18 protein-coding genes are annotated in these 20958 nt (G+C 73.2%); 5 read left to right on the top strand and 13 right to left on the bottom strand.

The genetic code is table 11. The annotated features are described in order from the left end of the window. Positions 1-10: 10 nt before the first annotated feature. The 8 genes from ACILRH_RS19340 to ACILRH_RS19305 form a co-directional block, all read right to left on the bottom strand. Complete coding sequence (locus ACILRH_RS19340) at positions 11-1330, bottom strand: NAD-binding protein (RefSeq protein WP_395695701.1); 1320 nt, start codon at positions 1328-1330, stop codon at positions 11-13. A 10-nt stretch (positions 1331-1340) separates the two neighbouring features. Beyond that, entirely contained in the window at positions 1341-1532 is a 192-nt protein-coding gene (locus ACILRH_RS19335; protein ID WP_395695700.1) for a hypothetical protein, read from the bottom strand. Between the two features lie 8 nt (positions 1533-1540). Further along, entirely contained in the window at positions 1541-3001 is a 1461-nt protein-coding gene (locus ACILRH_RS19330; protein ID WP_395695699.1) for an NAD(P)/FAD-dependent oxidoreductase, read from the bottom strand. 158 nt (positions 3002-3159) lie between these two features. Beyond that, a complete protein-coding gene (locus tag ACILRH_RS19325; RefSeq protein WP_395695698.1) occupies positions 3160-3501 on the bottom strand; it encodes a hypothetical protein in 342 nt (113 codons plus the stop codon). 268 nt (positions 3502-3769) lie between these two features. Further along, positions 3770-6487, bottom strand: a complete 2718-nt coding sequence (locus ACILRH_RS19320) for an AAA family ATPase (protein ID WP_395695697.1) — start codon at positions 6485-6487, stop codon at positions 3770-3772. Positions 6488-6570: 83 nt separating this feature from the next. Continuing rightward, positions 6571-6804, bottom strand: a complete 234-nt coding sequence (locus tag ACILRH_RS19315; protein WP_395695696.1) for a hypothetical protein — start codon at positions 6802-6804, stop codon at positions 6571-6573. Continuing rightward, on the bottom strand, positions 6801-7334 hold the full coding sequence (locus ACILRH_RS19310) for a GNAT family N-acetyltransferase (protein ID WP_395695695.1): 534 nt from the start codon (positions 7332-7334) through the stop codon (positions 6801-6803). The genes ACILRH_RS19315 and ACILRH_RS19310 overlap by 4 nt, the downstream gene beginning before the upstream one ends. A gap of 87 nt (positions 7335-7421) precedes the next feature. Next, positions 7422-8966, bottom strand: coding sequence for a DHA2 family efflux MFS transporter permease subunit (locus ACILRH_RS19305; protein WP_395695694.1), 1545 nt, complete (start codon positions 8964-8966; stop codon positions 7422-7424). 307 nt (positions 8967-9273) lie between these two features. Between ACILRH_RS19305 and ACILRH_RS19300 the strand changes: the two genes are divergently transcribed. Both ACILRH_RS19300 and ACILRH_RS19295 read left to right on the top strand, forming a co-directional pair. Further along, on the top strand, positions 9274-10707 hold the full coding sequence (locus tag ACILRH_RS19300) for an MFS transporter (protein WP_395695693.1): 1434 nt from the start codon (positions 9274-9276) through the stop codon (positions 10705-10707). A 20-nt stretch (positions 10708-10727) separates the two neighbouring features. Continuing rightward, the gene (locus tag ACILRH_RS19295) at positions 10728-11426 is read left to right on the top strand and encodes an aspartate/glutamate racemase family protein (RefSeq protein ID WP_395695692.1); all 699 of its coding nucleotides are present in this window, start codon (positions 10728-10730) and stop codon (positions 11424-11426) included. A gap of 25 nt (positions 11427-11451) precedes the next feature. Here the strand turns inward: ACILRH_RS19295 and arcC are convergent, their stop codons facing one another. From arcC to ACILRH_RS19275, 4 genes are all read right to left on the bottom strand, one after another. Then, on the bottom strand, positions 11452-12372 hold the full coding sequence (gene arcC, locus ACILRH_RS19290; RefSeq protein WP_395695691.1) for a carbamate kinase: 921 nt from the start codon (positions 12370-12372) through the stop codon (positions 11452-11454). A gap of 10 nt (positions 12373-12382) precedes the next feature. After that, the gene (locus ACILRH_RS19285) at positions 12383-13780 is read right to left on the bottom strand and encodes an amino acid permease (RefSeq protein WP_395695690.1); all 1398 of its coding nucleotides are present in this window, start codon (positions 13778-13780) and stop codon (positions 12383-12385) included. Positions 13781-13901: 121 nt separating this feature from the next. Then, positions 13902-14903, bottom strand: coding sequence for an ornithine carbamoyltransferase (gene argF, locus ACILRH_RS19280; protein WP_395695689.1), 1002 nt, complete (start codon positions 14901-14903; stop codon positions 13902-13904). Between the two features lie 36 nt (positions 14904-14939). Then, positions 14940-16160 (bottom strand): arginine deiminase, encoded by a 1221-nt coding sequence (locus tag ACILRH_RS19275; RefSeq protein ID WP_395695688.1) that lies wholly within the window; start codon positions 16158-16160, stop codon positions 14940-14942. Positions 16161-16340: 180 nt separating this feature from the next. On the opposite strand from ACILRH_RS19275, the gene ACILRH_RS19270 reads away from it, so the two are divergent. Both ACILRH_RS19270 and ACILRH_RS19265 read left to right on the top strand, forming a co-directional pair. Continuing rightward, entirely contained in the window at positions 16341-16586 is a 246-nt protein-coding gene (locus ACILRH_RS19270; protein WP_395695687.1) for a hypothetical protein, read from the top strand. Between the two features lie 83 nt (positions 16587-16669). Beyond that, complete coding sequence (locus ACILRH_RS19265; RefSeq protein WP_395695686.1) at positions 16670-18265, top strand: MFS transporter; 1596 nt, start codon at positions 16670-16672, stop codon at positions 18263-18265. On the opposite strand, the gene ACILRH_RS19260 is transcribed toward ACILRH_RS19265, so the two are convergent. After that, positions 18262-19983: a SulP family inorganic anion transporter gene (locus tag ACILRH_RS19260; protein ID WP_395695685.1), complete on the bottom strand. Its 1722-nt coding sequence runs from the start codon at positions 19981-19983 to the stop codon at positions 18262-18264. The two genes, ACILRH_RS19265 and ACILRH_RS19260, sit on opposite strands and share 4 nt — an antisense overlap. A 146-nt stretch (positions 19984-20129) precedes the next feature. On the opposite strand from ACILRH_RS19260, the gene ACILRH_RS19255 reads away from it, so the two are divergent. Beyond that, entirely contained in the window at positions 20130-20912 is a 783-nt protein-coding gene (locus ACILRH_RS19255; RefSeq protein ID WP_395695684.1) for a hypothetical protein, read from the top strand. The last annotated feature ends 46 nt before the right edge of the window (positions 20913-20958 follow it).

The following is a 20958-nucleotide window of genomic DNA, read 5'->3' as shown; positions in this document are numbered from 1 at the left end:
ACAGGTCTGGTCAGCACCCGCAGCGCGGGCCGAGGACGACACGCGACTCGGTCCCGTCCTCGAAGGCGTGGACATGGGGGCCGCGGGGGTAGACGACATCGGGCCGGTGGCCGAGGAGTGCCAGGGTCACCGCGGCGGCGGTGAGCGAGGAGACGTCGCGGACCTCGCCGATCGCGAAGAGCGAGCGGGTCTCGGCGATGACGTCGTCCTCACCGGCGCGGACGACGACCGGGATCGTCGGCGCGACCGCCCGGGCCGTGATCGCGACCTCGACGTTGTCGAGGTCGCGCGAGCCCATGGCGGCCAGAGCCCGCGCGCGGGCCAGGCCGGCCCGGGCCAGCACCGACCGCTCGTTGGCGTGCCCCACCAGGACGGGGATACCGGCGGCCTTGGCGATCGCGAGGTTCGCCGGCAGCGGGTCGCGCTCGACGACGACCACCGGGAGTCCCAGCGCGGCGAGCGTCGTGGCCAGGCGCAGGCCGACCTGCCCCAGGCCGACCACGATCACGTGGTGCTCCAGCGGCAGTGTGCGCCGACCGACCAGCGCGATGCTGCGTCGCGACAGGAGCCGGTTGACGACGCCGGCGGTGAACACCGCGGCCAGGGCGATCGCCCCGAGCATGAGGATGCTCGACACGACGAGGTACCACGACGGCGAGGTCTCCTGGTCGGCGCCCGGCCCGACCGTCGCGACGACCCGGCTGGCGCCGTACAACGAGGCCACCAGGCCCTCGTGCAGGAACAGCACCCCGAGCAGCCAGTCGGTCACGAGGATCGCCCCCAACCCGAGGAGACCTCCGAGCAGGATCCGCGACGCGTCGTCGTGCGGTCGCAGCTGGGAGCGCGCACGGGCGAGGATCGCCCGCACTCCCCCGGCGGCGGGGACCTCCGTCTGCAGCCGCGGGCCGTCGTCGGTGTCGCGCACCGCGCGCAGGTCGTCTCCCTGGCGGGAGACGGCCAGCACCCCGTCGCCCAGGCACGCACCGGTGACCGCCGGGACGGCGATGTCGGCCGGAGAGGTGACCGTGCAGCTCCGCACCGCCCGCTGCAGCTCGTCGGCCAGGGTCCGGTCGAACATGGTCACCATCAGCCGCACCCCAGGGCGCAGGTGTGCCACGAGGAGCGCGTAGCGCAGCGCGACCACGTCGCTGCGGACCAGGATCGCGACGGCGCCCGGGCCGGCAGCCAGGGCCGCCCGCAGCTCGCCGTCGGACGGCGCCAGCAGGTGCGCGACGGTCGCGCCGTGCAGCTCCAGCGCGGTGCAGGTCAGTCGCGCCGCCTCGATGTCGCCGACGACCAGGGTGGCCGGCCGCAGCCGCGCAGCGGGCACCGCCGGGAGGTCAGTGGACGTGGGAGCGCCGGATCATCTTGGCCATCCGGAGGTTGACCCTGGCGAAGCGGTAGACCTGGTACGGCAGGAAGGTCCGCATCCGGATGGTGCTCCGGGTCGGCGCCGGGGCGATGGAGTCGCCGAGCTCGCCAGGGAGGACCGCACTGTCGGCTGCGGCGGTGGGCTTGTCGTTCTGGGACATGGCGGGCCTCACTCCGGGATCAGCGACCAGCCCGGGCGGGCCTTGGCCTTGTAGATGAACATGTAGTGCAGGAAGTGCTTGACCCAGTGACCGGCCAGTCCGATCTCGCCGGTGGTGTCCTTGAGGCTGCGGCCGTGCTCGGGGTAGGCCTCGTTGTCGGGGACGACCGGGAACATGGTCATCGAGGCGGCGGTGCCCTTGAAGACGCCCGCACCGGCGGACGCGACGCACGCCGCCCCCATCGAGCTCATCGACGCGGTGTGGGTCGGCGCCGCGGCGCCCTTCTGGATCATGTCGGCGATGCTGAACGCGACCTGGCGGCCCATCAGGCCCGACGGCATGCCGGTCCGCGGAGGTGCGGGGGTGATGACCGTGCCGTTCGCCGCCTTGCGCGGCTTGGAGATCTGGTGGGGCGGCGCGAACGCGATGCCGACGCCGAAGACGTTGGGGTACGACGGGTTCGCGTACGTGCTGGGCCAGTCGGCGGCCTTCCACTCCTCGTAGGGCTTGGGCGTGTAGTCCGCATCGACCTTGAGGAACCCGTTGGGGGCGAACAGGGCGTCGGAGATGTCCTGCCCCGCACGGTCGAAGGCACGCAGGTCCTGCCCCTTGAACGGCGGCAGCAGCATGGCGAAGTCGAACTCGAGCACGCCCTCCTCGCCCTGGAGCGTCTCGTAGAAGACCTTGCCCTCCTCGACCCGCTGCACGTGCGCCCCGACGACCGCCTTGACCTGGGGCTCGCGGAACAGCGACTCGGTCCACAGCTGGCTGCTGGTGACGAAGCCGCTCTGCTCGAAGGTCATCCCCCCGACGCCGAAGTCCCCGAGCTCGTGCTCGTTGGTCAGGTACACGACCTCGGCACGGTCGCGCAGACCACGGGTGCGCAGCTCGTGCTCGACGTTGAAGGCGTACTCGAACGCCGCCCCCTCGCAGGTGCACATGCCGTGGCCCACGCCGATGACCAGTCGCTGACGCTGGCCCGCCTCGAGCTTCGCGATCACCTCGGCGAACCGTGCCGCGGTCTCCCGCGCGTGGTCGGCGGTGCAGACCGACAGCGAGTGGCCGCCGTCAGGGCCCAGACCCGGCGTCGCGGCGAAGTTGAGCTTCGGGCCGGTGGCGTTGATCAGGAAGTCGTAGTCGATCTTCTCGGTCTCGCCGGCCCGGCCGGCCAGGGTGTACTCGACCTCGACGGCAGGTCGGTCGGAGTCGCCGGACCCCTCGGGCCAGATCGCCACGGCCTTGGCCTGGCGGAAGTCGATCTTCTTGCGCCGGTAGACCGGCGCGAGCGGGAACGTGACCTGCTTGGTCGTCATCCGCCCGACACCCACCCAGATGTTCGACGGGATCCAGTTGTAGTCGGCGTTGGGCGACACCACCACGACCTCGTGCTCCTTCCCCAGCTTGCGCCGGAGATGGAGGGCGGCGGTGTGGCCGGAGATCCCGGCACCGAGGACGACGACACGAGCCATGCGGAGCAGCTCCTCTGCTGGACGGCGCGACGCCATCCGGCGCGCGCACTTGAATACCCCTGGGGGTATCCAAGCATACCCCCAGGGGTATGTCTACGAGCGCGTCGTCGCACCGATGACCGCCGCCCCGGGCACCCGTCGGCCACGGCCCGGCGGCGTCACCGGGGAGCGTTGCTGCGCGGGTCCCCGCGTCCCTCCTCGAGGGCCGGTCCACCGGTGTCGCCCCGCCGAGAGCCGGGGCGCAGGCCCAGGCCCAGCTCGGACCGGCGTGCGGCGTGGCCGAAGGCGTCCGACGCGGTGCGCCACTCCTGACCGGCCATCAGCGAGCCCAGGACCTCGGCGAGCAGCTGCTGGGCCGCCTCGCGGGCCTCGCCCGGCGTCGGGAACGCCCGGATCGTGCGGTAGGCCTCGAACTCCCCGATCTGCACGGTGCCGACGAACCCCCAGCTGTCCGACGCCTCGTCGGCGTCGATCGTGATGAGCACACCTGAGTCCGGCACTGCGCAAGGCCTCCCTCGTGCTGGCCGGGTCCCGAGTGAGGGGGCGGCGCGGGTCGCCGTCCGGGTGCGGAACGGCGTCCGTCCAGTATTGCTCGGTCTAGTCCGGCTCGGGAACCCCGGCTCGCGACGTTTGCCGGACCGGGGCCCCGGGGAGCATCGCGACAGAGTGGCGAGACCCCGTCCGGACCACATCCCCCGACCCCGGGCGGGGCTTCGTCCTCTCGATCCCCGGTCAGTCGAGGAGTCAGTCGAGGGGTCAGTCGAGGGGTCAGTCCCGGGTGAGCGCCACGAGCTCGGTGCGCGAGGAGATGCCGAGCTTCGCGAAGACGTTGCGCAGGTGGAAGTCGACGGTCCGCGGGCTGACGAACAGCCGGGCGGCGACCTCCTTGTTGGACAGCCCCTGACGCACGAGCGCCGCGACCTGGGACTCCTGCGCGGTCAGCTCGGTGGCGACGAGGAGCTCGCCCCGCCTCGCGGTCTCCCCCGAGGCACGCAGCTCGTGTCGTGCACGCTCCGCCCACGGTGCCGCTCCCAGCGCCTCGAAGCCGTCGAGTGCCTCGCGCAACGGGACCCTGGCGTCGACCCGGCGACGGTGCCGGCGCAGGTGCTCCCCGAGGGCGAGCTGGGTGCGGGCCCGGGCAGGCAGCCGCGGCGAGCGCGCGTGCCACTCGAGCGCCTGCCGGAACTCCGGCTCGGCGTCCGGTCCGCCGAGCACCGCCCGGCCGTGGTGGACCACGGCGTGCGCCCAGGCCATGCCGGTCCCGTCGGCGAAGCGCCGGAGCTCGGCCAGCGACTCCTCAGCCACCTCCCCGCGGCCGAGCCGCACGGCGGTCTCGATCCGGTCCATCGCGGTCATCCCGCGCAGCACCGGCAGGTCGATCTCCTCGAGGTGGTGCAGCGCGGTCGCGTCCGGCGTCCCGGCCTGCCGGGCGGTCGCCCAGTGCGCGAGCCCGATCACCAGCCGGGTCACGACGCCGCGCGGTGGGTGGTCGGCCAGGACCTGCTCGAGCTCCTCCAGCCGCGCCGCGGCGTCGTCGGACCCGCGCAGCGCGGCGACCACGGCCACCTCGGCCGTGGGGAACGCGACCAGCTCGTCGAGGTCGAGGTTGCGGCACAGCAGGACCGCCTCCTGCGCCGCCGAGACCGCGTCGTCCCATGCGCCGGTGGCGATCCGGAACACGGCGCCGCGGGTCAGGGCGTGCTCGACCATGTTCACGGCACCGGCGTCGCGCGCCTCGCGCAGCTGCAGGTCGTGCAGCTCGATCGCCCGCTCGTCGTCGCCGAGGTGCATGGTCGCGATGGCGAGGTTGTTCTGCAGCAGGGCCGGAGCACCGGTGCCCACCGGAGTGCCCCAGGCCCGGCGCAGGGCGTCGGCCGCCGCGTCCCAGGCACCGCCGCGCACGGCGCTGAACCCCTCCAGCAGCCACCCCGTCACCCGGTCGGCCGCCGGCGCGTCGCCGGGTGGCGGAGGGACGACGTCCGCGGGGTCCGGGACGTCGCTCGCCCGGGCTCCGAAGGCCGCGAGCGAGGCGGCGAGCATCGCCAGCAGCCGGGCCCGAGCCGGGTCGTGCGGTGCGGCGGTGACGGCCGCCTCCACGACCACCCGGTAGCCGTCGTCGACCGAGCGGGTGTTCCACTCGACCTGGCCCTGCAGCTGCAGGAGGTCGGCGCGGACGAGCGGGTCGGCCGCGTCGACCAGCGCCGCCCGGACCAGCCGCTCGGTCTCGGCCGGGCGGCCCGCCGCCAGGCTGGACGCAGCGGCGGCGTACAGGCGCGAGGCCCGTGCCTGCGCGTCGACGGTGAGCTCCGCGGCGCGGGTCCAGGCCGCGGCCGCGGCCTCGTGCCCCCCGCGCCGACGGGCCCGGTCGGCGGTCTCGTCGAGCGCTGCGACGACCTGCTCGTCCGGCCCGGCCACCGAGGCCGCCAGGTGCCAGGCCCGGCGGTCCTCCTGGGCGGTGCCGGCGAGGGCGTCGGCCAGGGCACGGTGGGCCCGGCGACGCCGGCTGCTCGTCGCGGCGCCGTAGACCGCCGACCGCACCAGGGGGTGTTGCAACGTGACGACGGCACCGTCGACCGAGACGAGCCCGGACTCCTCGGCGGCGTCGAGCGCCGCGGCGTCGGCGCCGAGCGCCGTCGCCGCCCGCACCACGGTGGTGGTGCTGCCCGTGTCGTCGGCCGCGGCGACCAGGACGACGGTCTGCGCCGGCTCGGCGAGCCGCCGGTAGCGGTCCAGGAAGGCCCGCTCGACACTCTCGGTCACAGGGAGTCGGTCGGGGAGGCGGTCGCGGCCGGACAGCTGGTCGGCGGTGAGCGCCCGCGTCAGCTCGACGAGACCGAGCGGGTTCCCTCCGGTCGCCGCCAGCAGCTCGGCCCGCACGTCCGCCGCGACGGGGTGGTCGACCCGGTCGGCGATGAGCGCTCCGGCGGCCTCCTCGTCGACCCCCTCGACCGCGAGGACGGGGAGGTCGCGGAGGTCGAGACCGCGGTCCTCCCCCGCACGGACGGCGAGCGCCAGGGCGACCGGCTCGCCCTCGAGCCGACGGGCGGCGAACAGCAACGCGGCGGCGGAGGCGTCGTCGAGCCACTGTGCGTCGTCCACGACCGCCAGCACCGGTCGTCGGTCGGCCGCCTCCGACAGGAGGTTCACCGTGGCGAGGAAGACCAGGTGACGGTCCCCACCGCCCTCGGCTGTCTCGCCGAAGGCGGCGCCCAGTGCTCGGGCCTGAGGTGCCGGGATCTCGTCGACGAGCCCCAACACCGGCCGCAGCAGCCGGTGCAGGGCCGCGAACGGCAGCGGCGCCTCCGACTCCACGCCCCGGGTACGCAGCACAGTCAGGTCGGCGGCCTCGGACTCCAGGGCGAGCAGGAGCGCGGACTTGCCGGCGCCGGGCTCACCTCGCAGGACCAGCGCCGCGCCGTCCCCGGCCCGGGCCCGCCCGGCCAGGTCGCGCAGCACGCCCAGCTCCTGCTCCCGTCCCCGCAGCACGACGGCCACTGTAGGTGCAGGCGGCCCTCCGGCCGGCCCGTTGTCACGGTCCGCGTCGGGGCCGGACGTCCCGGCCCCGCCTCTCAGTCCCGGACCCGGCACCCGCACTCACCGACCACGTCCAGGACGTCGGACCGGTCGACCGGCTGCACGGCGGTGACGACCAGGCTGCCCGAGCCCGGGTCGAGGTCGCACGACCGGACGCCGGGAAGCCCGGCGACCCGGTCGCGGGCGCGTCGCGCCGCGACCGGGTCGATCGGTCCATCGAGCAGCAGGACGACGGACCCGACGAACGTGCGCGGGGTCTGCCGCATCATCGACGAGGCGGCCGGCCGGCCCGCTGCGCGCGCAGGTGCTCGCGGTAGGCAGCGGGCTGCCAGGCCGCGACCACCTTCGTGCGCAGGGTCGCCCCGATGCGCCGGTAGAACCGGTGCCCGGCCTCGTTGTCGTCCCGGGCACCCCAGGTGACGACGAGGTCGCCGCCCCAGCCGTCCACGTGCGCGGCGAGCTCGGCCATCAGGTGACTGCCGACGCCGCGGTCGCGCGCACCGTCGCGGACGTAGAGGTCGTCCATCGCGAAGAGGTCGGTGCCCAGCCACAGGTTCAGCTGGCGCACGCCGCTGAGGTAGCCGACCGGCACCCCGTCGACCCGGGCGAGCAGGACGAGGACGTCGGGCCGCGCCAGCATCCGGCGCCAGTCGGCGACGGTCGAGCCGACGGCGTACGCCGTGTCCTCGTGCTCGGCGAGCTCGGTCAGCAGCGTGTGGACGGTGCGGGCGTCGTCGACGCCGGCGCGGACGACGTCGACGGCTGTGCGGGTGGTCGGGGTGATCTCGGTGGTGCTCATCCGGTCCTCCTGGGTGATCGATGGGTGGTGGTGTGGTGCTGGATCCGGGTGGGCGGGGCCGGCGCGCTGCGGCGCCGGCCCCGCGCGTCAGTGGCCGTGGCCGTGCCCGTGGCCGTGGCCGTGGCCGTGGCCGTGGCCGTGCCCACCGGCCGTCGCCGGGTCGGTGGCCGGCAGCAGCAGGGCCGGGACCACCAGGGCCAGCAGGCCGACGGCGACCGCGACGAACGCGTCGGAGGTGCCCGCCACGATGCCGGCGCGGGTGGTCAGGTCGCCGGCGACCGCAGTGAGCGCCGCCACGCCGAGGGCCGCCCCGATCTCGTGGCCGGTCATCAGCAGACCGGAGGCCAGGCCGGCGTGGTCCTGGGGGACGTCACCCATGGCCGCGACCGAGACCGCGACGAACATCGGGCCGACGCCCAGGCCGAGCAGGGCGAACCCCGGCAGCACGTCGGTGAGGTAGGAGGGGTCGACGTCGATGGCCGAGAGCACGTAGGCGCCGGCGGCCGCGACGACCAGGCCGACGAGGACGAGGTGCTTGGCGCCGACGTGTGGCAGCAGCTTGGATGCGACCGCGGCTCCGGCGGTGATGAACGCGGCGAGCGGCAGGAACTGCAGCCCCGCGACCAGAGCGGACGAGCCCAGCACCTGCTGCAGGTAGAGCGAGCTGAGGAAGATGGCGCCGACGACGGCCCCGGTCACACCGGCCATCACGACCGAGCCGGTGACGAGGGAGCGGACCCGCCAGGTCGCGGGCGGCACGATCGGGTGCGAGGCCCGGCTCTCGTTGAGCAGGAACCCGGCCAGCAGGACGACCGCGGCGACCGCCGCCGCGACCGTGTGGGTGGCGGTCCAGCCGTGGCTGGTGGTGGACTCGACGGCGTACACCAGGCTCAGCAGGCCGGTGACCATCAGGACCGCGCCGGGGAGGTCGAGCCGGCGGGCGGTGCCGGCACCGGTCGACGGTGCGGGCGGCATCGCCGGGATCCGGCGCAGCACGCCGACCAGGACGGCCGCGCCGATCGGCACGTTGATGAAGAAGACCGCACGCCAGTCGAACGCGGTGGTCAGGATCCCGCCGAAGAGGACGCCCGCGGCGATCCCCATGCTGGCGACCGTGCCCCACAGGGCGAGCGCGGTCGCCCGCTGCCGGCCTGTGTAGGCGTTCATCACGATCGACAGGGCGGCCGGGGTGAGCATCGCGGCGCCGGCGCCCTGGGCGCCGCGCGCCAGGACGAGCGTGAGGGCGGACCCGGCGAACCCGGACACCAGCGACCCGAGGGTGAAGACGGTCAGGCCGGTGAGGAACATGCGGCGCCGGTCGAACAGGTCGGCCATCCGGCCACCGAGGAGCAGGAACCCGCCGCTGAGCAGGACGTAGGCGCTCACCGCCCACTGGTAGTCGCCGGAGGACAGGTGCAGGTCCGCGCCGATGCTGGGCAGCGCGACGTTCACGACGCTCACGTCGAGCACCACCATCACCTGGGCGGCGAGCATGAGGGCCAGGACCGTCCAGGGCCGGCGGGGGGCGTCGGCACCGGCCGGTACGTCGGGGGCGGGGTGGCCGTGGGCGCCGTGGCCGTGGCCGTGGGGGTGACCGCCCGGTGTGGGCGGGCTGTGCAGCTCGGTGGACATCGTGGCTCCTGTCATCGGTGTGGGTGCGGTGGGCCGTCGAGGTGCGATGGCCGGTGTGCAGCAGCGTGCCGAGCGACGCGGGCCGGTCGCGCCGGCGAAATCACCGGGTTCGGCAGGACCGACGCGGGCGCGGGACCGACCGGCGACCACCAGGTCCGCCGTCGGCGCCCGGGCATCGCGCACGGCCCGATGGGCGCGACCGGACGTCGGCGGGAGCAGAACCCGGCGGTTCCACCGGTGTGAGCAGGTGCGGTCCCGGGCGACGGTGGCCTGGTCCGCCAGCCCCTCCCACACCCAGGTGACCGCCATGACGACCAGCACCGCTCCCCGACCCACCCGGACCGTCCCGACCGCGGTCAACCCGGCCGGCGACCCCGCCGGCGACCCGGGCGGCGGGCGCCGCCGCACGGCGGCGCTGGCCCTGCTGGTGTCGGCGCAGTTCGTGGTCATGCTCGACACCTCGATCGTCAACGTCGCCCTGCCCTCGATCCGGGCGGATCTCGGCCTGGGGCTCTCCGCGCTGAGCTGGGTGGTCAACGCCTACGTGCTCGCGTTCGGTGGCCTCCTGCTGCTCCTCGGCCGGGTCGGTGACCTGGTCGGTCGCCGGCGGATGTTCGTCGCCGGCTCGGCCATGTTCACCGCCGGGACGGTGGCGGCCGCTCTGGCACCCGGCCCGTGGACCCTCCTCGTCGGCCGGGCCGTCCAGGGTGCCGGGGCGGCGGCGCTGAGCCCGGCGGCCATGTCCCTGCTCGTGCTGACCTTCCCCGGCGCCCGGCGGGCGCGGGCGATGAGCCTGTGGGGCGCGGCCTCGGCGGTCGGGGGCGCGACCGGCGTGCTCTCCGGTGGCCTGCTCGTGGGCGCGTTCGGTTGGTCGTCGGTGTTCGTCGTGACCGTCCCCGTGACGCTCACGGCGATGCTCGTGGCGCGGCACGTCCTGGACGAGAGTCCGCGGGCGCCGCGACGCCCCTTCGACGTGGTGGGCGCGGTGAGCGTGACCGGCGCCGTGGTCGCGCTGGTCCACGGCGCCCTCGCCGCCACCGCTGCCGGGTGGTCGAGCCCCGAGTGCCTCCTGGCGTTCGCGACGGCCGGCACGCTCCTGGTCGCGTTCGTCGCCGTCGAGCGCCGAGCCTCCGACCCGTTGGTCCCGCTCGGCCTGTTCCGCTCCCGGCTGCTCGGCACCGGTGTCGTGCTCGCCCTCACCGGGGGTGCGACCCGAGCCTCCACGTTCGTCCTCGTCGCCCTCTACCTGCAGCAGGCGGTCGGGATGTCGCCCCAGCACGCAGGCCTCGCGATGGTGCCGACCTCCGCGACCGGGTTCGTGGTGTCCCTGACCCTGCTGCCCAGGGTCCTGCGCGCCGTCGGCCCGCACTGGAGCCTGGTGGCCGGTCTCGTGGTGCTCGCCGTCGGGCAGACCTGGCTGGCCTGGGCACCCCACGACCTCGGCTACGCGCTGTCGGTGCTCCCCGGCCTCCTGCTGGTGGCGACCGGGGTGGCGCTGAGCTTCACGCCGACGACGATGGTCCTCACCGCCGCAGCACCCGAGTCGCACACCGGGCTCGCCTCCGGACTGGCCAGCACCGCCACGCAGGTCGGTGCCGCCGTGGGCACCGCGACGTTCACCGCCATGGCGCTCACGGCCGGACCGGCCGGGTCCGGGTTCACCGCGGCCTTCAGCGCTGCCGCGGTCGTCGCGGTCGCGACGGCCGCCCTGGGTGCGGTCGCCGCGCGGTCGGGCCGGTGAGCCGCCGTACGCTGCGGGTCATGAAGCGCATCGGCCTGCTGGGCGGCATGAGCTGGGAGAGCACCGCGCTGTACTACCGGCTGCTCAACGAGGAGGTCGCGACGCGGCTCGGCGGGCTCCACTCCGCGGACTGCGTGCTCGCGTCGGTCGACTTCGCACCGGTCGCGCGCCTGCAGAGCGACGGCCGGTGGGAGGAGGCCGGCGAGCTGCTGGCCGCTCGCGCTCGCGAGCTCGAGGGCGCGGGCGCGGAGCTGCTGGTGCTCTGCACCAACACGATGCACAAGGTCGCCGAGCAGGTCGAGGACGCCGTCGACGTCCCGCTCGTGCACATCGTCGACGTCACGGCGGACGCCGCGCACCGGGCCGGTGCGAAGCGGCTCGGGCTGCTCGCGACGGCGTTCACGATGGAGCAGCCGTTCTACGCCGACCGCGTGCGCTCCCACGGGCTCGAGGTCGTCGTGCCCGACGCGCCGGGACGGGAGCTGGTGCACCGGATCATCTACGACGAGCTGTGCCGCGGCATCGTCGAGGAGTCGTCCCGCGAGCGGGTCCGCGGCGTGATCCGCGAGCTCGTCGACCGCGGCGTCGACGCCGTGGTGCTCGGCTGCACCGAGATCGAGCTGCTCATCGGCGACGCCGACAGCCCGGTGCCGGTGCTGCCGACGACGCGCCTGCACGCCCTCGCCGCCCTGGACCTCGCGCTGGCCGCCGACGGCTGACCGGCCCGCACCGGTCCGGACCGGGTCAGGGTTCAGGTACGGCGACCTGGGTGCCCGCCGTGCCCGCGACGATCGCGTGGATGTCGGCCAGCGAGCCGATGGCGGCGCGACCGCCGGTGGCCTCGACGAAGCGGCAAGCGGCCTCGACCTTGGGCCCCATGGACCCGGCGGGGAACGAGGTCGCCCGCAGCTCGGCAGGGGTGACCCGGTCGAGCCGGCGCTGGGCCGGCGTGCCCCAGTCGACGTACACACCGTCGACGTCGGTGACCATCACCAGCAGGTCGGCGTCGACCTGCCGGGCGAGCAGCCCGCTGGCCAGGTCCTTGTCGATGACGGCCTCGACGCCGACGAGCCGGCGCTCGGCATGCCGGTCGAACATCGTCGGGATGCCTCCGCCACCCGTGCAGACGACCACCACGCCCTGGTCGAGCAGCCAGCGGATCGGCCGGATCTCGAAGATCCGGTGGGGCTCCGGCGAGGGCACCACCCGGCGCCAGGCGTCACCGTCGCGCTTGAAGGTCCAGCCCTTGTCGCTGCGCAACCGGTCGGCCTCGTCGGCGGTGTAGACGGGTCCGACGAACTTCGTCGGGTCCCCGAAGGCCGGGTCGTCGCCGTCCACCTCGACCATGGTGAGGATGGTGGCCAGCGGCGTCTCCTGCGGCAGCACGTTGCCCAGCTCCTGCTCGAGGACGTAGCCGATCATCCCCTCGGATTGGGCACCCAGCATGTCCAGCGGGTACGGCGCCACCTCGGTGTAGGCCGCGGCCTGGAGCGCGAGCAGCCCGACCTGGGGCCCGTTGCCGTGGCTGAGCACCAGCTGGTGCTCGGTCGCCACGGCAGCGAGCCCCGGCGCAGCGGACCGGACGTTGGCCCGCTGCGCCTCCGCGGTCATCGGCTCGCCACGCCGTAGCAGTGCGTTGCCCCCCAGGGCGACGACGACACGCATCTCCCCGGTCCTAGCGGTAGTCGGGCACGGGCTCGGGCTGGGTCATCTTCCCGTGCTGCATGCGGTAGACGGGGATCCCGAGCAGCAGGGCCCCACCCGCGAGCAGGAACGGCGACCAGTAGATCCAGAAGCTCTCACCGGTGTAGCGCGAGTACCAGATGAACAGCACCGAGAAGACCAGCGAGACGCCGGCGACGACGACGTCGCGGACGAACCGTGGCGTCTCCATGGCCCGGTGGTCGGCGAAGCGCCACTTCAGCTGCGCGAGGCCCGAGAAGGCGTAGGGGATCGCCGCGGTGATGCCGGTCATCAGGACCAGCGTGGTGAAGACCGTCGCACCGTTCGAGCCGAGGTAGTTGATGATCATCGCGATCGACGCCAGCGTGGTCGAGGCGACGATGCCGAAGGCCGGGATGTTCTTGTCGGACAGGTGGCCGAACCGCTCCGGGAAGAGCCCGTCCTTCGCGGCCGCCGCGGGCATCTCGGCGCAGATCATCGTCCAGCCGTTGAGCGCCCCGAGCCCGGAGATGATGACGACGACGCTCATCACGTTCCCGGCCCAGGTCCCCCCGAACATCTGGTTGACCGCGTCGGAGAACGGCGCGGTCGAGCTCGCCAGCTCCGAGGTCGGCAGGATGCCGAACACTGCGGTCAGCGACAGCAGGTAGACCACGGCGGTCGCCAGCGTGCCCAGGATGGTCGAGCGCGGGATATTGCGGTCGGGATCGTGCACCCGGCCGGCGGCCACGGCCGCGACCTCGACGCCGAGGTAGCTGAACAGGGCGATCGCCATGCCGCCGCCGATGGCGCTGACGGCGCTCTCGCCGCTGACGTTCCAGGGCGTGAAGTTCGCGGTGCTGATGAAGAACAGCCCGACGGTCGCCATGAAGGCGAGCGCGACGAACTTCAGCACGGTGGTGACGACCTGCACCAGCCCGATGTTCTTCACGCCGGAGAGGTTCACGAAGGCCGGCAGCCAGAGACCCACCAGGACGAGGATGACCGAGTAGAGCCGGTTGTGGCCGGTGTTGACGAACTCCTCGACGTAGAGGACCCAGCCGACGGCGATCGCGGCGTTGCCGGCCCAGGCGGTGATCCAGTAGGACCACGCGTTGGCGAAGCCGAGCGGGTTGCCGAAGGCGGTGCGCGAGTAGGCGTAGGGCCCACCGTCGGCGGGCATCCGGCGCGACAGGGCGGCGAAGAGGAGCGCGAGCGCGATCGCGCCCACCGTGGTCAGACCCATCGACACCAAGGTGATCGGGCCGTACGACGCCAGGGAGGTCGGCAGGTTGAAGATGCCGACCCCGATGATGCTGCCCATGATCAGCGCGATCGCGGTGGTCAGGCCGAACCCGTGCTCGGTCGCTCCGCGGCGCTCGCTCTGAGGGGCCGTGACTGAAGCGGACATGGCTGAACCCTTCTCGCACTGGTCGGGCACAGCGGTGGTCGCCGGCCACCAGCGACTGACTCGAGCCTCGCAGCCGCGGCCCGGGCCCTCCAGAGGCGAACGGCCCGGGCCGCCGGGACGCTCAGGCCAGCGTGGCCACCAGGACGGCCTTGATCGTGTGCAGCCGGTTCTCGGCCTGGTCGAAGACGATGCTGGCGCCGGAGCCGAAGACCTCGTCGGTCACCTCCAGGCCACCCGTCATCCCGGTCTCCTCCATGATCTCCCGGCCGACGACGGTGTTGGTGTCGTGGAACGCCGGCAGGCAGTGCATGAACCGCACCGACCGGTTGCCCGAGGCGGCGAGGAGCGCGCTGTTGACCTGGTACGGCGTCAGCAGCGCCACCCGGTCGTGCCAGACCTCCTTGGGCTCGCCCATCGACACCCACACGTCGGTGTGCACGAAGTCGACCCCGTCGACGGCCGCGGCGGGGTCGTCGGTCACGGTGATCCGCGCGCCGGTGCCGGCGGCGATGCCGCGGGCCAGTGCCAGCACGTCCTCGGGCGGCTGGAGGCCCACCGGTCCGGCGAGCCGGACGTCGCTGCCCATCAGGGCACCCGTCACCAGCAGCGAGCGGCCCATGTTGAAGCGGCAGTCGCCGAGGAACGCGTAGGACAGGCCGTGGTAGGGCTTGCCGCTCTCCTCGTGCATGGTCAGGAAGTCCGCGAGCATCTGCGTCGGGTGCCACTCGGCGGTGAGACCGTTGTAGACGGGCACCCCGGCGTGCTTCGCCAGCGTCTCGACCTCCTCCTGGCTGCTGCCGCGGAACTCGATCGCGTCGTACATCCGCCCGAGAACGGCGGCGGTGTCGGCGATCGACTCCTTGTGCCCCAGCTGGGACCCGCTGGGGTCCAGGTAGGTGACGTGGGCACCCTGGTCGAACGCCGCCACCTCGAAGGCCGACCGGGTGCGGGTCGACGTCTTCTCGAAGATGAGGGCGATCTCCTTGCCGGCGAGCTGCCGGTGCTCGGTGCCGGCGTACTTGGCGGTCTTGAGCGCCTCGGAGAGCCGCAGCAGGTGCCGCAGCTCGGCCGGCTCGAAGTCGATCTCCTTGAGGAAGGAGCGGTTCTTCAGGTTGTAGGACATGGTCGTCTCCCGATCGTCTTCTCGTGGACGCCGGCCTCAGAACGCGGGGTCGCGCTCGATGGGGCAGGTCATGCAGTGCGAGCCGCCGCGGCCGCGGCCGAGCTCGAAGCCCTCGATGGTGATCACCTCGATGCCGGCCTTGCGCAGCGCGGTGTTCGTGCCGGTGTTGCGCTCGTAGGCGACGACGACGCCGGGCTCCAGCGCGACCACGTTGTTGCCGTCGTCCCACTGCTCCCGCTCGGCGGCGAACGAGTCGCCGCCGGTCTCGATGACTCGCATTCGGTCGACACCGAGGGCCGTCGCCATGATGTCGGGCAGGTCGGCGGCCTGCTCCTCGATCACCAGGTCGTCGGCGGACCCACCCGGCCGGATCGACCAGGTGCGCGCGCCGTACACGACCTTCGGGAAGAGCGTCACGAGGTCGCGGTCGCACATGGTGATGACGGTGTCGAGGTGCATGTAGCTGCGCGAGGCGGGCAGCAGCACGGCCAGCACCTGACGCGCCGCGCCGGCGCGGAACAGCGACCGGGCGATCCACAGCACCGCCTGCGGCGTGGTGCGCTCCCCCATGCCGATCATCACGGTGCTGTTGCCGATCGGCTGCACGTCACCGCCCTCGACGTGGGCGCGGCCCCAGCCCTGGTCGGCGCCGCCGAACCAGACCGGGAACGTCTCGGAGGCGAACATCGGGTGGAACCGGTAGATCGTCTCCATGATCAGCGTCTCGGGCTTGCGGGCCGGCTTGGTCATCGGGTTGAGGGTGACGCCGCCGAAGATCCAGCACGACGGGTCGCGCTGGAACATGAAGTTGGGCAGCGGGGGCAGGAGCATCGTCGTCGGGTCCGCCGACTCCCACACCAGGCCGAGGTTCTGCTCGATGTCGGCCTTGGTGATCCCGCCGATGAGCAGGTCGGCCACCGCGGCGGCGTCACCGGACGTCACCCACTCCCGGGCCCGCGGCGCCGCGGTGACGCCGACCTCGAGCTCGTTGAGCAGGTGGTCACCGACCCACTCGCGGGCCTGCGGGTCCGCGAGCGCCTCGGCGAGCAGCTCCTCGGCCAGGAACACCTCGACCCCGCGGTCGCGCATCGCCTCGCAGAACATGTCGTGCTCGGCCTTGGCCCGGCTCACCCACAAGACGTCGTCGAACAGCAGCTCGTGCGCCGTCGACGGCGTGAGCCGCGTGTGCTCGAGCCCCGGCCGGTGCACCAGCACCTTGCGCAGCCGTCCGACCTCGGAGTGCGCTCCGAACGTCATGTCGTCCACCCCCTTGCCGCAGGGGCGCGCTGTGCGCTCCACCTGCCATCGTGCGACCGCGCCGGCCGGGTCCACGAGGGCCGAAAGGCCTCGCCCGCGACAGCCGCTGGGCCTTGGCGGGCCGCGAACCGGCGAGAGCACTCGGGTTTACCACCGCGGGCCGGGAGGTAGGACACCGACGTGGCAGTCCGGGTCAGCGACGCCTTGGTCGACGAGATCGTCGGCTACCTCCAGCGGGACAGGGTCCGAGCGGCGAACGGCGGTTACGTCCGTCCGTCGGTGATCTCCCGCGAGCTCCGGCGGAGCGTAGGCGCGGTCGACGCCGCGCTGCGCTGCGCGATCGACCGCGGGCGCGCCGAGGGGCGACCAGCAGCCTCCCGCAACGGCATCCCAGCAGGCTGGGAGTACCGCGCACGTCCCTGCTGACCCCGCCGCGCCCCGGTGCGCTGACCCGCGAGCGTCGGTAGGGTGCGGTCGAGCGTGACTGACGGCTCGGACGGGAGGCGCTCATGCCCATCGAGCAGCCGGGGACCGACGCCGAGGCGGCACCCAACCGGCGACTGATGGTCCTGCTGGCCATGGCGATGTTCGTGCTCGTCGTCGACACCTCCTTGATGAACGTCTCCATCTCGGCAGTGATCGACGACCTCGACACCACCGCGAGCGGGGTGCAGTCGGCGATCGCGCTCGAGGCGCTCGTCTCCGCGGCCTTCATCCTGATCAACAGCAAGGTGGGCGACCTGATCGGCCGGAAGCGCGCCTACGTGCTCGGCCTGCTCGGGTACGCCGTCGGCGCGGCAGCCATGACCCTGGCCCAGAACCTCTTCGCGGTGGTGGTGTTCTGGGCCGTCGTGGGCGGCCTCGGAGCGTCGCTGCTGCTCCCCGCCATGCAGTCGCTGATCCACGGCAACTTCGCCGGCGCCGCGCAACGTCAGGCGTACGCCCTCGTCGGTGCCGCGGCGGCCATCGCCGCGGCGGTCGGACCGCTGCTGGGCGGCTTCCTGACGACGTACCTCTCGTGGCGCGTCGGCTTCGGCCTCGAGCTCCTCGTCATCGTGGTCGTCCTCAGTCAGATCAGGCTCGTGCGCGACGTGCCGTACGAGGGCTCCCGAGAGATCGACGTGGTCGGTGCGGTCCTGTCGGTGGTCGGCATGGGCGGGGTGGTGCTCGGCATCCTCGTGTGGCAGGAGGGTGGCGAGCTCGTCCTGCTGACCATCGCCGTCGGAGCAGTCACCCTCGTCGGGCTGGCCCGCTGGCTGCTGCGCCGCGAGCGGCGTGGGGAGGCGGGGCTGATCGACCCGGACCTGTTCCGGCACCCGAACTTCACCGCAGGCGTCTCGGGCCAGATGCTCCAGCAGATCATGCTGGGCGGGGCGATGATCGTGCTGCCGCTGTTCTTCCAGATGACGCTGGAGTACGACGCCATGCAGGCCGGCCTCGCCCTGGCACCGCTGTCGTTGTCGATGTTCGGCGCGGCCCTGGTCGCGGGCAAGCGGGCGGGACGCAGGCGGCCGGCGGCGGTGATCCGTGCCGGCTTCCTCCTGGCCACCCTGGGCGTCGGGGCCGTCATCCCCCTCGTGCCACACGTCGACAGCGGGTGGTGGCTGGTCCTCCCCCTGGTCGTCACCGGCGTCGGCCTGGGTCTCCTCGTCTCCCAGCTCAACAACTACACGCTGGCGCCGATCGAGCCGACGCGGGTGAGCGAGGCCGCAGGGGTGAACTCCGCGGCTGGGTCGTTCGGGCTCTCGTTCGGCCTCGCCATGGGTGGCGGCCTGATGCTGGCTGCACTCGCGGCGGGGTTCACCCACCTGACGGAGTCCAGCGACGTCATCCCTCCCGATCAGCAGCAGCAGATCGCCACCGCGCTGGAGGACGACGCCGAGGTGATGAGCGACAGCCAGCTGGCCGAGCAGATCTCCGGCCAGCCCGCGGACGTCGAGGCCGAGGTCGTCGCCATCAACCACGACGCCCGGGACCTCGCCCTGCAGGTCGCCCTGCTCGTGCCTCTCCTCGCCGGCGCCCTGGGCTTCGTGAACTCGCTGCGGATGATGCGTCTGCCCGACATCGAGCCGTCGGCCGAGGCCGAGCAGGCCGGTCTCGGCTAGCCGTCGCGCCGCCCGGGCTGGGCGGCCAGGGCGGCGGCGACGGCGTCGGACAGGTTCCCGTGGAGACGGTCCGGACCCAGCTGGTCCGTGACACCGTCCCGGTCCAGCACGTCGCGCACCGCCGGCCGGACGGCGGCCAGCCGGAGATCCGTCCCGGAGTCGTGCGCCATCCGCACGATCTCCGACAGCGTCGCTGCCCCTTGGGAGTCGACGAAGTTCACGCCCGCCATGTGGATGACCAGGCTGCTGACGTGCGCCTCGAGGAGCACGCTCCCGACCCGGTCACGCAGCACGTCGCAGGTCGCGAAGAACACGCCGCCGTCGACCCGGAGCACCGCGAGGCCTGGGTGCGTGGCGTCGTCGGGGTGGTCGTCGAGGTCCCGGAAGACTGACGTCCCCGGCTGCTGGCCGAGCCGCGAGATCCGCGGATGGGTCGAGACGTGGACGAGCCACAGCAACGACAGGGCGATGCCGATCACGACGCCTGCCAGCACCCCGAGGACCAGCGTGCCGACGATCGCCGACACGGCCACCCAGAAGTCGACCCGGGAGACCGCGCGCAGACGGCGCATCTCGGTCACGTCCATCATCCCCATCACGACGGCCTCGATGATCAGGGCGGCCAGGACCGGCTTCGGGAGCGCCGAGAAGAGGGGCGCCAGCACGACCAGCGCGAGCAGCACCGTGACGCCGGAGGTGACCGAGGCGAGCCCGGTCCGGGCACCTGACCGGTCGTTCAGCGAGCTCGCTGAAAGGCTGGTCGACACCGGCATGCCGTGCACCAGCCCGGCCCCGATGTTGGCGGCCGCCTGGGCCACCGACTCCTGGTCGATGTCGACCTCGTAGTGGTGCTTGGCACCGAAGGCCCGGGCATCGCCCGCGGTCTGGGAGAACCCGATCATGACCAGCGCCACCGCGGCGAGGAGCACGGTGGCTCCGTGGTCGAGCAGCAGCCCGACGTCGGGGACGTCGACGGACGGCAGCCCCCGCGGGATGTCGCCGACCAGCGCCACCCCTCGGTCACCCAGGTCGAGCGCCCAGGACGCCAGGAGCCCGCCGACGAGGAGCACGAGGGCGCCCGGGACCTGGGGCGCCACCCGGTGCAGCCCGAAGACGACCAGGAGCGCGACGGCACCGACGACCACGGTGGCCGCCTGGAGGTCTCCGAGCGTGGAGATCCACGACCGGAGCTCCTGCAACGGGTTGCTGCCCTCGGCGTCGGTGCCGGTCAGCTTGGGCAGCTCACCGATGACGACGTCGATGGCCGCCCCGAAGAGGAAGCCCGTGACCACCGCCCTGGACAGGAACTGCGACAGCCATCCCATCCGGAGCACCGCCAGGAGACCGAAGAGCAGCCCGCTCACCAGCGTGATGCCGGCGACCAGGGTCGCCACGTCGCCGGTGTCGGTCAGGCCGGTCGCGAGCACCGCGCTCCCGGCGACCGCCGCGATCCCCGAGCTGGGACCGGTCGAGATCTGACGGCAGCTGCCGAACACGGCGTAGAGGAGCGCACCGGCTGCCGCGGCGTAGAGGCCGTTCTCGAGCGGGACGCCGGCGATCCCGGCGTACCCCAGGTTCTTCGGGATGATGAGTGCGGCCACGACGACACCGGCGACGAGGTCCCCGCGCAGCCACTCGCGACGGTAGGAGCGGAGCTGTCCGACGATCGGCACCCGGCGCGGACCGGTCGCAGGTGCCGACGCGGTCGACTCACCCACCTCGTCCTCCTCCCCGCCGGCACCCGGTCCGGCGAGCCTCTCCCGCACCCCGCTACGACGCTTCACCCGCTGCGGGTGAAGGGGGTCGACCACCCACGTGGCACGGTCCCGCTGCAGGATCAGGCGGCGCGGAGAGGCAGGGGACGATGGAGCCGGCGAACGACGACACCAGCCGGGCCGCGGCGCCCGGGCCTGCGCTCGACGCGGACCAGCTGCGCGAGGTCCTGACCCTGCTGCCCGACTCGGACTCGGTCGAGCTCAAGGTGACCGTGCCCGAGGCCGGCCGACGGCACGTGATGGACCGTCTCGGGATGGACCCGATGCGCGCCCAGCTGCGCCAGGTCGCCTACTTCGACACCGACGACCTCCGGCTCGACCGGGCCGGCGTGGTCGTGCGGGCCCGGCGGGTGCAGGGCAAGAACGCCGACTGCGTGGTCAAGCTCCGCCCGGTGGTCCCGGCGGCGCTCGGGCCCGAGCTGCGTGGCGCGCGGGGCTTCGGGGTCGAGGTCGACGCGATGCCGGGCGGCTTCGTCTGCTCGGCGAGCCTGCGGTCATCCGCTGAGGACGCCGCGGTCCGGGAGGTGCTGCTCGGTCGGGGGACGATCGCCGACCTGCTGTCCAAGCGCCAGCGCACGCTGCTCGCGGCGCGCGCTCCCGACGACGTGGCGCTCGACGACCTACGCGTGCTCGGACCGCTCAACATCCTCAAGCTCAAGTTCACGGCGGACGGCTACCCCCGACCGCTGGTGGCCGAGCTGTGGTTCTACCCGGACGGCTCCCAGGTGCTGGAGCTCTCCGCGAAGTGCCCACCGGCTGAGGCCTTCACCGCGGCCGCCGAGACCAAGGCGTTCCTCAGCGAGCGTGGGGTCGACCTGACGGCACCGCAGCAGACGAAGACCCGGACGGCGTTGCAGATGCTGACCTCGTGACGACGGAGGACGCCGGTATGGACCACCCGATGCGGGTGATGTGAGG

The organism is Nocardioides sp., from assembly GCF_044226765.1.
Taxonomy (GTDB): Bacteria; Actinomycetota; Actinomycetes; order Propionibacteriales; family Nocardioidaceae; genus Nocardioides.
Note: the sequence above shows the minus strand (reverse complement) of the source record. Positions and strands in the feature narration are given on the sequence as shown.

What these genes read in the sequence shown, in the direction of transcription:
- argF (WP_395695689.1), bottom strand. Translation starts at nt 14,903, where the DNA reads ATGTCCTACAACCTGAAGAACCGCTCCTTCCTCAAGGAGATCGACTTC.
- ACILRH_RS19300 (WP_395695693.1), top strand. Translation starts at nt 9,274, where the DNA reads ATGACGACCAGCACCGCTCCCCGACCCACCCGGACCGTCCCGACCGCG.
- ACILRH_RS19255 (WP_395695684.1), top strand. Translation starts at nt 20,130, where the DNA reads ATGGAGCCGGCGAACGACGACACCAGCCGGGCCGCGGCGCCCGGGCCT.
- ACILRH_RS19305 (WP_395695694.1), bottom strand. Translation starts at nt 8,966, where the DNA reads ATGTCCACCGAGCTGCACAGCCCGCCCACACCGGGCGGTCACCCCCAC.
- ACILRH_RS19275 (WP_395695688.1), bottom strand. Translation starts at nt 16,160, where the DNA reads ATGACGTTCGGAGCGCACTCCGAGGTCGGACGGCTGCGCAAGGTGCTG.
- ACILRH_RS19315 (WP_395695696.1), bottom strand. Translation starts at nt 6,804, where the DNA reads ATGATGCGGCAGACCCCGCGCACGTTCGTCGGGTCCGTCGTCCTGCTG.
- ACILRH_RS19335 (WP_395695700.1), bottom strand. Translation starts at nt 1,532, where the DNA reads ATGTCCCAGAACGACAAGCCCACCGCCGCAGCCGACAGTGCGGTCCTC.
- arcC (WP_395695691.1), bottom strand. Translation starts at nt 12,372, where the DNA reads ATGCGTGTCGTCGTCGCCCTGGGGGGCAACGCACTGCTACGGCGTGGC.
- ACILRH_RS19265 (WP_395695686.1), top strand. Translation starts at nt 16,670, where the DNA reads ATGCCCATCGAGCAGCCGGGGACCGACGCCGAGGCGGCACCCAACCGG.
- ACILRH_RS19295 (WP_395695692.1), top strand. Translation starts at nt 10,728, where the DNA reads ATGAAGCGCATCGGCCTGCTGGGCGGCATGAGCTGGGAGAGCACCGCG.
- ACILRH_RS19285 (WP_395695690.1), bottom strand. Translation starts at nt 13,780, where the DNA reads ATGTCCGCTTCAGTCACGGCCCCTCAGAGCGAGCGCCGCGGAGCGACC.
- ACILRH_RS19310 (WP_395695695.1), bottom strand. Translation starts at nt 7,334, where the DNA reads ATGAGCACCACCGAGATCACCCCGACCACCCGCACAGCCGTCGACGTC.
- ACILRH_RS19330 (WP_395695699.1), bottom strand. Translation starts at nt 3,001, where the DNA reads ATGGCTCGTGTCGTCGTCCTCGGTGCCGGGATCTCCGGCCACACCGCC.